We start from the raw sequence: 13040 nt of genomic DNA on the forward strand, positions 1-13040 counted from the left end.
CATCGACACGAAACGTTCTGAATCTTGAAGACACGCAGAAAATCTGCAGTTTCGACCATCCGTATGGCAAACGCTGTCCCCTTCCTTATAATCGGAATGAACCTGTCATTCGGTGACGCAGAGGCTATCCATTGTCCTCTGCCAACGCATACAACTCCAATACATGCCAACAGGACAGCAGATGAGCGACTCCCCTGCACGCAGTGCACGCATTACTCGCAACACCAGCGAAACTCAGATCGATATTGAACTGAACCTCGATGGCAAGGGAACCCTGGACATCGACTGTGGCGTCCCGTTCCTTGAACATATGATCGACCAGATCGCCCACCACGGTATGCTGGATCTGCGCGTACATGCCCACGGTGATCTGCACATCGACGACCACCATACCGTCGAAGACATCGGTATCGCACTGGGTCAGGCGTTCGCAGCGGCACTGGGCGACAAGCGCGGCATCCAGCGCTATGGCCACGCCTACGTTCCGCTCGACGAAGCACTGTCACGCGTCGTCATCGACTTTTCAGGCCGCCCCGGCCTTTACATGGACGCCGAGTTCACCCGCGAGTATGTAGGTCGCTTTGATACTCAGCTTTGCTTCGAATTCTTCCAAGGCTTCGTCAACCATGCGGGCGCAACACTGCACATCGACAACCTGAAAGGCATCAACGCTCATCACCAGATCGAAACCATTTTCAAGGCCTTCGGTCGCGCAGTGCGTCAGGCGATCGCCGTCGATCCGGCACGCCAAGGCCAAGTGGCCTCGACCAAAGGGACCCTGCAAGGGTAAGGACATCGGCGGCGCGCAGCTGCCGTATCCGTTCTCGATTTCCGACTGTTCGACTACAGAACAGTTCAGTATAGGGTGAGTTATTCATGACGATCGCAGTAATCGACTACGGAATGGGCAATCTCCACTCCGTCGCTAAGGCGCTGGAACACATCGCAAATGAGCCGGTCGTGATCACGCGGGACGCTGACGTCCTGCAAGAAGCCGACCGCATCATTCTGCCCGGTCAAGGGGCGATTCGCGACTGCATGCATGCGCTGGAAGACACCGGACTGATGCCGCTGGTACGTACGCTGCTCAACGATGAACGCGTACCGCTGCTTGGCATCTGTGTCGGCCAACAGATGTTGTTGACCGACAGCGAGGAGAACGGTGGCATCGCCTGCCTCGATTATATCCCCGGGCAGGTAAAACGCTTCCCTAACGGCATGACCGATGAACAGGGCAGCCTGTTGAAGGTACCCCACATGGGCTGGAACGAAGTGGCGACCATCCGCAGCCACCCGCTGTGGGAAGGCATCGCGTCGGGCACGCGCTTCTACTTCGTGCACAGCTACTACGTCGAAGCGGCCGACCGCCATCACGTTCTCGCAACAACGCGCTACGGTGATGTCGATGCGCACGTCGCCATCGTCAAGGGCAGTAACGTCGCCGTACAGTTCCATCCGGAAAAGAGCTCGGACGCGGGGCTTCGCCTACTGCACAATTTTGTGAACTGGCAGCCAGAGCAGATCTGATCCAGCACCACACGCCTTCTCTTTTTACGTTTTACGCTTTCATCAAGGAAAACAACAATGCTGGTCATTCCCGCGATCGATCTCAAGGACGGCCACTGCGTGCGCCTGAAGCAGGGCCGTATGGACGATGCCACCGATTATGGCGCTGACCCGGTTGCCATGGCACGCCGCTGGGTCGACGCTGGCGCGCGCCGCCTGCACCTTGTCGATCTCAATGGCGCGTTTGCTGGTCGCCCGGTCAACGCTGACGCCGTCACCGCCATCGCCAAAGCCTTTCCTGACCTGCCGATCCAGATCGGCGGCGGCATTCGTTCCCGCGAAATCATCGACCGCTACTTCGATGCAGGTGTCAGCTACGTCATTATCGGCACTAAAGCCGTCAAAGAGCCAGAATTCGTCACCGAAATGGCATCGCTGTACGGCGAACGTATCATCGTCGGCTTGGATGCACACGATGGCATGGTGGCCACCGACGGCTGGGCGGAAACCTCTAATATCCGCGCCGTCGACCTAGCGCGCCGCTTTGCCGCTGACGGCGTAGGTGCCATCGTTTATACCGACATCTCTCGCGACGGCATGATGCAGGGGGTCAACGTTGAAGCGACGGCCGAGCTGGCACGCAAGGGCGGTCTGCCCGTCATCGCCTCCGGCGGCGTCACCAATCTCGACGATATCCGCGCGCTGGTCGATGCCAGCGAGCATAGCGCCATCATGGGGGCCATCACAGGCCGAGCCATCTATGAAGGCACGCTGGACGTCGCCGACGCGCAGCGCCTCTGCGATGAACACGCTCGCTAATCCATCTCCGCGCAGGAACACGCCATGAGTCTTGCTAAACGCATCATCCCTTGCCTTGACGTCGATCAGGGCCGTGTCGTGAAAGGCGTCAACTTCGTCGACATTCGCGACGCAGGTGATCCCGTTGAGGTCGCCAAACGCTATAACGCTCAGCAAGCTGACGAGCTGACCTTCCTCGACATCAGCGCCAGCCATGAAGGCCGCGGCACAACGCTGGACATGGTCAGCCGCATCGCCAGCGAGGTGTTCATTCCACTGACCGTCGGTGGAGGCATCCGTACCTGTGACGATATTCGCGCATTGCTGAATGCGGGGGCCGACAAAGTGTCGATCAACACCGCCGCCGTCACGCACCCTGAGTTCGTCCGTGAAGCCTCCGATCGCTTCGGCAATCAGTGCATTGTGGTCGCCATCGACGCCAAGCGCGTTTCCGCCGATGGCGAACCGCTGCGCTGGGAAATTTTCACGCACGGCGGCCGTAATGGCACCGGACTGGACGCCATCGAGTGGTCACGCAAGATGGTGGAATACGGCGCAGGCGAGCTGCTAGTCACCAGTATGGACCGTGACGGCACCCGCTCCGGTTTCGATCTAGCACTGACCCGCGCCATCAGCGATGCCGTATCGGTACCGGTTATCGCCTCAGGCGGCGTCGGTTCACTGGAAGACCTTGCTGATGGCGTTACGGAAGGCCATGCGGATGCAGTGCTGGCCGCCAGCATCTTCCACTTTGGTGAACACACCATTGCAGAAGCCAAGCAGTGCATGGCCGCACGCGGCATCACCGTTCGTCAGTAAGCCCTCTGGCCGCGAGCGGCTGACCACGCCGCCCGCCGACAGCAAAAAAGGCAGGCTCCCGAAAGGAGACTGCCTTTTTTCACTCATGCACGATACCGACAGGTTCAGTCGTCGTTCAGCGATAGCCCAAGATTGCTCACGCCGTCGTTCTGTCCCATGCGCCGCAGCATCTTCAGTGCCTCGCGTGACGTACCCGCCTCATACAGCGCATCCAGAATACCGTCTTGAAAGTCGCATTCATCAGCCATCAGGGGATGTGCGTCGATGCGTTGCTGCCATTCCGACTCAGCCAGTGCTTCATCACTCTGCATCATCACCAGCTGCGCCACACCGTGCGCCGACAAGCGAGACACCTCGACGGCGCCGCCCTTGCGGTCGGTGGCCATGCTTTCCAGCAGTGTGGACAGCGCCATCAGCGCGTCACCGGCCATCCGGGCACCGAAACTGTCCTCATCTTCGGCCAGCCGTTCTTCCAGAGCCGCCAGCTTTTCTTCCTGCAGCAGGAAGTCGATCTGCGCCTGCGGCGTCATCAACGCTTCCCATACCAGACCAAGGGCATTGTCCGCACGCTTCACCTGCTTTTTCTCAAGCTCGGAGAGCGCCGCATAGAAATGCAGGTTGATCAGCATGCGTTCGGCCAAAGCGGCCATAAATGCCTGTGCGTCACGCTCGCTGAGCGCATGTATACGGGATTCGCGTTGCTGTTCGTTCATGGGTATCCAGTGACAGATTAGAGGTTCAAGGCCAGAAGAAACGAGGTTCGATGCGACCACGCGCGTCAAAGCGGATGCCTTCGCCCTCCAGCAGCTCGCGCTGATGGGTATTGCCGCCGTGGTCAGCCAGAGTGCGATCGCTGCGCACTACGCGATGCCACGGAAGACCGTGCCCGCGTGGCAACTGGCGCATAAAGGAACCTACGCTGCGCGCCGACGTTCCTTCGGTCATCCGTGCAATGGTGCCATAACCCGTCACGCGGCCGTAAGGAATTCGCGCCACAACGCTCAGCACCTGCTCGCGGGGAGAGACTCTACCGTTATCACTCATGGCTACAGCTCCGCTAGTGCTTCGCTAAGCTTTTCGACCCCGATAACCTTCATGCCCTCTGGAATCTGGCGCGGCATGTTGCTCTTAGGCACAATCGCACGCGTAAACCCATGCTTGGCCGCTTCGACAATGCGTTCCTGACCGCTGGGCACCGGACGGATCTCACCGGACAACCCTACTTCGCCGAACACGACCATATCCCGCGGTAACGGCTGATTGCGAAGGCTAGACACGACGGCAAACAGCAGTGCCAAGTCGGCACTGGTTTCTAGCACCTTCACCCCACCGACCACGTTCAAGAAGACATCCTGATCGCCCGTGAACATGCCACCGTGCTTGTGCAATACCGCCAGCAACATAGCCAGACGCTGAGCGTCTAGCCCCACTGCCACGCGGCGTGGGTTGCCAAACGCTGATTCATCCAGCAGCGCCTGCACTTCGACCAACAGCGGCCGCGTCCCTTCCCAGACCACCATCACCACACTGCCAGGTGCCTGATCTTCCGTACGGGACAGGAATATCGCGCTCGGATTCTTCACTTCCTTGAGACCGTGCTCAAGCATCGCGAAAACCCCCAGCTCATTGACAGCCCCAAAGCGGTTCTTCTGCCCACGCAGAGTACGGAAACGCGAATCGGCCCCTCCTTCCAGCAGCAGCGATGCATCGATCATGTGCTCAAGCACCTTGGGGCCCGCCAGCGTACCGTCCTTGGTCACGTGCCCGACCAGCAACAGTACCGTACCCGTCTGCTTGGCAAAGCGTGTCAGCGCGGCTGCCGATTCACGTACCTGCGACACGCTACCGGGTGCAGAACTGATCTCCTCCAGATGCATGGTTTGAATGGAGTCGATGATCAGCACCTTTGGCTGCTGCTGTTCGACCGTCGATAGCACGTTCTCGACACTGGTCTCTGCCAGCATCGACAGCCCCTTCACCGGCAGCTGCAGACGATGGGCGCGCATCGCGACCTGGCTCAGCGATTCTTCACCCGTGACATACAACACCTTGTGTTGCTGCGCCAGCTTGCATGCCGTCTGCAGCAGCAGTGTCGATTTACCTGCCCCAGGGTGCCCCCCCAGCAGCACTGCCGAACCGGGGACAAGCCCGCCCCCCAGTACACGGTCGAATTCTTCGAACGTCGAGGAAATACGCGGCACTTCCGTCAAATCGACAGCAGAAAGGTCAACCACATCTCGCACCGTAGCACCGGCATAGCCACCGCGCCCATCCGTCCGGGGCGATGCAGCCGATGCACGCGCCGACAAGCGCACCTCGCTCAACGTGTTCCATTCACGGCACTGGGTACACTGCCCTTGCCACTTGCCGTATTCAGCACCGCATTCGGTGCATACGAATGCCGTCTTGGCCTTCGCCATTCACTTACCCCTTCGAGATGACAGGGGCGACGGCACAGCCATCGCCCCGTAGGACGGTTCTTGCGACAGCGACGCTCCGTCAGGAAGTAGGGTCCTGCTTGCGCCACCCCTCGGTGGAAGGCTCCAGGTTCAGTCTCAAGCCCCGCCCGTTTTCGTAGCGCTGCAACTGGCCGTCGATCAGCTCCAGTGTCTTGCCGTCGATCTGCTGAAAATGGAACATGGTCTGAGGATCGGCCTGCTGATCCAGCAGGTTGATGACCTCTGCGGAAGGATCAGCCGGCGTGCCCTGCAACCGATCCCACGACCCGGTATAGCGACGTCCACCTTGGGCACCTTCATGCTCAACGTACTTAGCGTCCATGATGAAGGTATGGTCTTTGGCATTGCTGCTATCCAGCCCGTTCAGCACTAACCGTGTCTCGATCCGGCTACAGTGTTTGCACGGCAGGTTGCCACTATATACCTGCGTCTTCACCGCCGGCGGCAGAGGTCCTTCCGGCACCCCACCCTTGTGCGCAGAACCCGCACAGCCAGCCAGCACGACGACCATCATCGACAGCGCCCATTTCACGATCTGTTTCATGCTGCTCTCCTTGCGTGCAAGTGATGCACCGTAATATCCAGTACAGTTCAGCGGCAGAGTCCGTCGTTCCTGACGGGTAGCGTTCAGCCTAACATGACAGCACGCTCGAAGGTGATAACGACCATAGCCTTAGCCCACCGCATGCCCTCCCCTTGCACCACTTCAGCTTACGCGCCACTATGGAAGCCAAGCACACCGGAATGGTTCTGGCCTGCTGAGCATTTCAATAACAATGATCACGTACCACAAGTGAGACGATATGAGCAGATTCTGGAGTCCCGCCCTACATGACTTGACCCCGTATACGCCCGGTGAGCAACCTCGCCAGCGTCTGGTCAAGCTGAACACCAACGAAAACCCGTATGCTCCTGCACCGGGCGTTCGCGATCTGCTCGATCATTTCGATACACAACAGCTTCGGCTCTACCCGGATCCAGAATCTACGGCCCTGCGCCAGACGCTTGCCGAGGTTTATCAGGTGCCCGTCGAATGCATCTTCGTGGGCAACGGCTCCGATGAAGTGCTGGCGCTGGCTTTCGCAGCCTTCTTCCGCCAGCCCGAACCGCTACTGATGCCATCGCTCAGCTACAGCTTCTATCCCGTTTACTGCAACCTGTACGGCATCAACGCCGAACGCATTCCCCTAGCCGAAGACTGGTCGGTCGACCTTGATGCCTTCGACCGCCCCAACGGCGGTATCGCGATCGCCAACCCCAATGCACCAACCGGTCACGCACACAAGCGCGATGCCATTGCCAACTTGCTGGCACGCCAGAAGGACAAGGTCGTACTGGTGGATGAAGCCTACGTCGATTTTGGTGCTGAAAGCTGCCTGCCGCTGATCCCAGAGCACGACAATCTGCTTATCGTCAGCACCTTCTCCAAATCGCGCTCGCTCGCGGGCCTACGTATCGGCTTCGCCATCGGTTCCCGCGAACTGATCGAAGGGCTGGAGCGCATCAAAAATGCCTTCAACTCCTACCCAATCGACCGTCTGGCCGAACAGGTCGCGATTGTTTCGCTGAAGGATCAGGAGCACTTCGAGAAGACTCGCCAAGCCATCATCGACACGCGCACTTGGAGCGTCGAAGCACTGCGACAACGCCACTTCGATGTGCTGCCGTCGAACGCCAACTTCGTACTGGCACGCCCGACCACACGGCCGGCGGTAGAGGTATTCAACGCACTGCGTGAACAAGGCATCGTCGTTCGCTACTTCAACACCCCGGAGCTGAGCGACTGGCTACGCATCTCGATCGGTACCGACGATGAAATGCAGCAGCTGATCAACGCGTTGGACGGCATTCTGCCCGGCGAAGGCCAGCACCCATGACCCCAAATGTGATCGGGGTACATCATGTCGCCCTTATCACCGCGGACTATCCGCGTGCCCGTCACTTCTATGTAGAGGTGCTGGGCGCAGAAATCATCGCGGAAACATGGCGCGAAGCGCGCCAAAGCTACAAGCTCGACCTCCGGCTGGGTAACGCCCAGCTGGAGCTGTTTTCCTTCCCATCACCGCCCCCACGCCCCAGCTACCCCGAAGCATGTGGCCTGCGCCACCTCGCCTTTGCCGTTACCGATATCGACCACAGCGTCGCTGCATTGACCTCACAGGGTATTACCTGTGAACCCATTCGCATTGACCCACTGACACAGCAGCGCTTCACATTCTTCAGCGACCCCGATGGCACCCCTCTTGAACTCTATGAAACGCCTGTGACACAGCGTAGCAGCCGGTAATCCCTCGCCGACTTTTAATCTCAAAATAATGAATAGAACCAGCATTATAAAATGCCTACTCTTACCGACAGGCAACACTCCTGTACCTTTATCCGGTAGATAGTGCATTCCCAAATGATAACGTTTCCTTACGGTCTGTTATCAACGGTCTCATGCCTACTGGATCACTCGCACCGGGGTCATGAGCTTGCCTAAAGAGCAGCAACGATGCCCAATCCATCCGTTTCTTCCAACAAAAGCGTGTACTGCCCGACCCTTCACGATTACTGGCAGCACACAGCTCCAACGCTCAATCTCCGTATCAACTTTGCCCAATTGCTGCTTTGCCACCCCCAGATGGATAAGACAGCGGTGGCAAGCCCAGATGGCGACCTAACGTATCGTCAGCTATTTCATGAGACCTGTCGTACCGCTTTGGCACTCGCACAGCGCGGTATACACCCAGAAGAGCGCGTCCTCATCGCACTTGATGATGATCATATGCAGCTCTGCCTTGCATTGGGATGCTGGGCCATCGGCGCAATTCCCGTACTGATAAACCCCCAGCTCGGTGCCGCCTCTTTTGATCACATAGTGAACGATATAACCCCCGCCCTATGCGTCGTTCGCAGCGATCGCGCGGCGGAAGCACGGGAGGCGCTGGACAATATCGACGTGGCGACGACCCTACTGCCAGTGCCTCCCCACGCATTTCTGACAGAGATGGACTGGCGCCTCAGCGATGGGGATCCCACGTGGCGCGATTTTCATCTTTGCCTTTCAGACCGAGTACACACCATCCAGTACTCTTCCGGCACGACGGGCACCGCAAAAGGCGTCATGCATAGCGCTCAAGCGCTACTGGACTTTGTTCGCTGCCAAATGCTCGGATTCCTAGGATTTCTTGCCGAAGACGTTATCTACGCGATCCCCCGCACTTTCTTTTCCTATGGACTGTTGCATAACCTCATCAACCCGCTAAGTACCAATGCCACCACCGTCCGAGACAGCCACTGGCCCGCGCCAGAGAGGATCATCGAAAATATCCAGCGCTATCGTCCAAGCATGCTCCTTGGCGTCCCACTGCACTTTCAAAGCCTGCTAGATAACGCAGAAAACCTCCCACCACACTACAGACCGCGCTTCATACTCGCAGGCGGATCGCCGCTATCCCGCAGACTTATTCAACGCTGGCACGATACCTGTGGCACCTGGATACACGATGCGGTCGGCTCATCAGAAACGCCAGGGTTCATCGCCACGACATTCCCTCACAGCCCCCTCAAATGTAACGGCGTGGGCTATGTCACACCTGCCTGCGATATCCGACTGCTTGATGAACATCGGCAACCCGTTGCTCAAGGCGCTCTAGGTGAGCTATGGGTTCACAGTCATTTCTTATCTATGGGCTATTGGAATAACCCGTCGCTCACGGCACAGCGATTCCTCTGTGATAAAGAAGGGCATCGCTGGCATGCCACAGGCGACATATTCAGAGAGGATGAGCATAGATGCCTACATTTCGAAGGAAGAAGGGATGACTGCTTCAAGATAAAAGGGCGCTGGGTCACCCCTATCGAGGTCGAAGAAAAGGTGCTGCAGCATATTCCGTCCATCACCAGCTGCCTGTTGATCGAGGGACCAATGAAAAACGGCATTACAGGATCGGTGCTATTCGTTGAGACACACCAATTCCAATCAACAGACACTCTATCCCGCGAAATCAGCAGCGCCCTATCTACTCTAGAAAGCTATAAACATCCAACGTGCTGCCAGATCATGTCGCGCTTACCGACCAACACAAACGGTAAGCCCGATCGCAAAGCGCTGCGTCCACAGGTTCCCGATATTTTGGCTCGTTATTCTGCTTAGAGTGTGTTTCATAACGCCAATACCGTGTCATTGAGGAGGTTTCAAACCATAAATTGCGGTAAAAGCCATCTATTTTAGAAAGGGCAAAATCAATTACTCAGGTTATGAATAGACTCTTAGAAATACGCTTTCACAGCGGTCTGGCTAGAGAGGTAACGACTAACCGTTCTTCCATAGGTGCCTAGCAACAACATCACTGCCTATCGTCTTTACCCTCTGCGGCGAGATCTACCGCTTTCAAACAAGATGGCCCCATCACTTAGTGATGGGGCCATCTCATACTCAACCATATTCTAAAGAATGAGTAGCTGCCTCTGAGGCTTAGGCCTACCAGCGCTTTTCACTCATAGGGGCCATCTTCAGGCAGGTTACGAACGCAATAAAGACCATCAGCGTGACATACACAAAGAACAGCGGCTCCACGCCATGAGTTTTCATCGTAAGTGCGACCCATTCAGCCGTACCACCAAACAGCGCATTACCAATAGCATAAGAAACACCTACACCAAGCGCCCGAATCTCCATCGGGAACATGGCCGCCTTGATCAGTCCACTGATTGATGTGTAGAAGCCGACGATAATCAGCGACAGAGCCAACAACAGGAATACCGCCCATACGTGACCGACATACTGCAGCGCAAACAGAATCGGGATCGTCAGCAGCGTACCCAATGCCGAAAAGATCAGCATCATACGCCGCAAGCCAATGCGATCCGACAGCGCCCCCTGTACCGGCTGCATCAGCATGAACACAACTAATGCGACCGTCACCACAACACTCACGGTCTTGTCATTCATGCCAACCGTATTGATGAGATACTTCTGCATGTACGTAGTGAAGGTGTAGAACATCAACGAGCCGCCTGCCGTAAAGCCCAGCACGGTCCAGAATGCCCGTTGATGTTTGGAGAACAGCAGTGACAGAGTGCCTGCCTTTTCGCTCTGCTCAGTGGAACGGTCCTTAGACACCGTCTCGTGCAGAGAGCGGCGCAGGAACAGCGACAGCAGCGCAGCAACGGCCCCGCACAGGAACAGTATCCGCCATCCCCAAGAACGCATATCGCTGTCGGTCAGAATGTGCTGCATGATGACAACAGCAAGACTGGCCAACAATAGCCCACCAATAAGCGTCACATACTGGAAAGACGAATAGAAACCACGATGCCCTTTGACAGCGACCTCGCTCATGTAGGTCGCACTGGTACCGTATTCACCTCCGACAGAAAGCCCCTGCAGCATACGAGCGATCACTAGCAGTGTCGGCGCCCACACCCCAACCTGTCCATAGGTTGGCAGGCACGCGATCATCAACGACCCGCCACACATCATGACAACCGACAGCATCATTGCTGCCCGTCGCCCGCGCCGATCCGCCAAGCGCCCAAAAATGATGCCCCCTATGGGACGCATCAGGAACCCGATGGCAAAGACAGCCGCTGTCTTTAATAGCTGCACCGTACCATCCCCTTGAGGGAAGAAGGCATGTGCAAAATAAAGAGAAGCAAATGAATAGATGTAGAAGTCGAACCATTCGACCAGATTGCCAGAAGAGGCCCCAATAATTGCTCTGATCCGCCGCCACGTATCATAGGAGTCATGCGTAGTCGTCGTACTGCTCATACCTTATTGTCCTTATTTGCACGAAAGCTCAGAAACCGTCACGGCAGGAAACACATTGAAGACTTGCCTAGAACGGCTTGGAACAATGATTTCCTACAAACCAGCTTCACGAGCTTAGGGAAGATGCGCTGTCAAAGTTATTTTTGTTATCAGCAGCGTGAACGAGTCACGGAAGCCCTACTTTTTCAAATCAAAAGCAGCGCTCCCAATGACATTACCTGTTTATAGACTGTTCGCCTAGCCACAAAAACAGGGACCTTAGGCCCAGTAGAGTCAAGAATTTACATACTGCAGCACTCCACCGTTGCAAAAAAAACATCAAATATCACCTTTCACACATAAAAATAGACACCCGTTAAAATACCGCCACGAACAGGCACCCAAACTCTCTCACAGAAGGTGCTTATGAAAATCAACGCACTAGTTAGGCGAAGAATATTCCAGCAGGCCCGCCGCTGATGTCTGGGATACGCCAGAAGGCATCAACAGCCGAATGTTTTCGCTACCCCTTAACTAATACCTATAAATATCTATCCTGATCGTTTTATAACGAAAAGAACTGAACAAATTTAAAAAACGAATATCTGCCCTGCTATTTTGCTCAGGAATCATCGACTCAAACTAGATCAACACTCATAAGCTCAGTGCCCCTTAACCGCCGAGGAAACACCAATTCCGGTGGCTGGCGGTCCCATCAACAAAAAATAATAAGGCAAGGCAGCATACAAGGGCCGCGTCTGCACCCGAGGCTAAACCCACCACGGATTAACCAATATAAGCGAGGCAATCTGAGGCGACTACAAAGCAGGCGGCGTGAAGGAGCACGCCGTAAAGACAATAGATCCACAAGATAAAGAGAGTGAGGGCTATTCGCCGGAGCAGACAGTTAAAGAGAAAAGATAAGAGTACGAAGCGAGAGCGTGTTGAGGCGTTATGCCAAGCAGGATCCATCAAAAAAACGGACCATAAAGCAGCAGCGAGGCGCTTTGAAGGATATAAAAGAGGTGAGCTTGCGCATCGCAAAGGCCGTCGCCCAGCAAGCCGTTGAAGAGGGCGTGACCGAAGGCCGTAATAGTACGCCTTTGAAGGAACGCCTTGAGGCACACTTCTGGACACCCGCGTACGCTTGCTACGGATAGACGCTACCGTAGCGACTGTCTTAGCGATAACAAAACACCCCGATGATGGCCTGAGTAGCGGATCATTGGGGTGTTTTCATGACGGTATCTAGTGGCGTTGGCTGTTTGGGACAGATGAGCGATCGGCAGACGATGGAGCGGTGCGTTACTGGGGTGCCTGCCGTTTTTGGAGGCAGGGCCTTAGGGTTACACTGCCGCCCTTCTTCTCTTGGTTCTAGTCACTCATCTGTGCTTCTTAGCCACGGCTACGGGGGCAGGCGCGGCCGTTATCACCCGCCTTCGGCCTTAGCCTGCTGCCTTGGCCCCTCCCCCCCCCCAAGCCCCCAAAAGCAAATACCCCCGACCATTGCTGGCCGGGGGTATTCAGTAAAGATGCTTGACGATGACCTACTCTCACATGGGGAAGCCCCACACTACCATCGGCGCTGAGCGGTTTCACTTCTGAGTTCGGCATGGGATCAGGTGGTACCCGCTCGCTATGGTCGTCAAGCGTATTCGGTTCGGTCTCGATGCCTAAGGCACCGCGACCTAAATCTGTAAATCATGCTGGGCCGAGATCGT

The 13040-nt window shown here is 56.3% G+C and carries 13 protein-coding genes and 1 rRNA gene; 8 read left to right on the forward strand and 6 right to left on the reverse strand.

All coding sequences use genetic code 11. The annotated features are described in order from the left end of the window. Nucleotides 1–181 precede the first annotated feature (181 nt). The 4 genes from hisB (at nt 182) to hisF (ending at nt 3123) form a co-directional block, all read left to right on the forward strand. Complete coding sequence (hisB, locus tag ZBT109_RS12915; RefSeq protein WP_027705059.1) at nt 182–790, forward strand: imidazoleglycerol-phosphate dehydratase HisB; 609 nt, start codon at nt 182–184, stop codon at nt 788–790. 86 nt (nt 791–876) lie between these two features. Beyond that, nucleotides 877–1527 (forward strand): imidazole glycerol phosphate synthase subunit HisH, encoded by a 651-nt coding sequence (hisH, locus tag ZBT109_RS12920; protein WP_027705060.1) that lies wholly within the window; start codon nt 877–879, stop codon nt 1525–1527. 57 nt (nt 1528–1584) lie between these two features. Next, nucleotides 1585–2325: a 1-(5-phosphoribosyl)-5-[(5-phosphoribosylamino)methylideneamino]imidazole-4-carboxamide isomerase gene (gene hisA / locus ZBT109_RS12925; RefSeq protein WP_027705061.1), complete on the forward strand. Its 741-nt coding sequence runs from the start codon at nt 1585–1587 to the stop codon at nt 2323–2325. A gap of 24 nt (nt 2326–2349) precedes the next feature. Beyond that, entirely contained in the window at nt 2350–3123 is a 774-nt protein-coding gene (hisF, locus tag ZBT109_RS12930) for an imidazole glycerol phosphate synthase subunit HisF (RefSeq protein WP_027705062.1), read from the forward strand. Between the two features lie 104 nt (nt 3124–3227). On the opposite strand, the gene ZBT109_RS12935 is transcribed toward hisF, so the two are convergent. The 4 genes from ZBT109_RS12935 to ZBT109_RS12950 form a co-directional block, all read right to left on the reverse strand. Then, on the reverse strand, nt 3228–3836 hold the full coding sequence (locus ZBT109_RS12935) for a YjaG family protein (protein ID WP_038278084.1): 609 nt from the start codon (nt 3834–3836) through the stop codon (nt 3228–3230). A 25-nt stretch (nt 3837–3861) separates the two neighbouring features. Next, nucleotides 3862–4167 (reverse strand): MGMT family protein, encoded by a 306-nt coding sequence (locus ZBT109_RS12940; RefSeq protein ID WP_027705064.1) that lies wholly within the window; start codon nt 4165–4167, stop codon nt 3862–3864. Between the two features lie 2 nt (nt 4168–4169). Next, nucleotides 4170–5543 carry a DNA repair protein RadA gene (gene radA, locus ZBT109_RS12945; protein WP_027705065.1) on the reverse strand — a complete coding sequence of 458 codons (1374 nt, stop codon included), beginning with the start codon at nt 5541–5543 and terminating at the stop codon, nt 4170–4172. 79 nt (nt 5544–5622) lie between these two features. Further along, on the reverse strand, nt 5623–6126 hold the full coding sequence (locus tag ZBT109_RS12950) for a copper resistance protein NlpE N-terminal domain-containing protein (RefSeq protein ID WP_051523777.1): 504 nt from the start codon (nt 6124–6126) through the stop codon (nt 5623–5625). A gap of 259 nt (nt 6127–6385) precedes the next feature. On the opposite strand from ZBT109_RS12950, the gene hisC reads away from it, so the two are divergent. The 3 genes from hisC to ZBT109_RS12965 all read left to right on the forward strand — a co-directional run bounded on the left by hisC (nt 6386) and on the right by ZBT109_RS12965 (nt 9720). After that, nucleotides 6386–7459, forward strand: a complete 1074-nt coding sequence (gene hisC, locus ZBT109_RS12955; protein WP_027705066.1) for a histidinol-phosphate transaminase — start codon at nt 6386–6388, stop codon at nt 7457–7459. Continuing rightward, nucleotides 7456–7869, forward strand: a complete 414-nt coding sequence (gene gloA2, locus ZBT109_RS12960) for an SMU1112c/YaeR family gloxylase I-like metalloprotein (RefSeq protein WP_027705067.1) — start codon at nt 7456–7458, stop codon at nt 7867–7869. Before hisC ends, gloA2 begins: the two co-directional genes overlap by 4 nt. A 207-nt stretch (nt 7870–8076) precedes the next feature. Further along, a complete protein-coding gene (locus tag ZBT109_RS12965; RefSeq protein WP_027705068.1) occupies nt 8077–9720 on the forward strand; it encodes a class I adenylate-forming enzyme family protein in 1644 nt (547 codons plus the stop codon). A gap of 327 nt (nt 9721–10047) precedes the next feature. On the opposite strand, the gene ZBT109_RS12970 is transcribed toward ZBT109_RS12965, so the two are convergent. After that, nucleotides 10048–11340 carry an MFS family transporter gene (locus ZBT109_RS12970; protein ID WP_027705069.1) on the reverse strand — a complete coding sequence of 431 codons (1293 nt, stop codon included), beginning with the start codon at nt 11338–11340 and terminating at the stop codon, nt 10048–10050. Between the two features lie 1004 nt (nt 11341–12344). Here ZBT109_RS12970 and ZBT109_RS14140 point away from each other — a divergent pair. Beyond that, nucleotides 12345–12479 carry a hypothetical protein gene (locus tag ZBT109_RS14140; protein WP_269460471.1) on the forward strand — a complete coding sequence of 45 codons (135 nt, stop codon included), beginning with the start codon at nt 12345–12347 and terminating at the stop codon, nt 12477–12479. 374 nt (nt 12480–12853) lie between these two features. Here ZBT109_RS14140 and rrf read toward each other — a convergent pair. Further along, nucleotides 12854–12969: ribosomal RNA gene (rrf, locus tag ZBT109_RS12980) — 5S ribosomal RNA — on the reverse strand. Nucleotides 12970–13040: the final 71 nt, after the last annotated feature.

The organism is Zymobacter palmae (assembly GCF_003610015.1).
GTDB classification, from domain to species: Bacteria; Pseudomonadota; Gammaproteobacteria; order Pseudomonadales; family Halomonadaceae; genus Zymobacter; species Zymobacter palmae.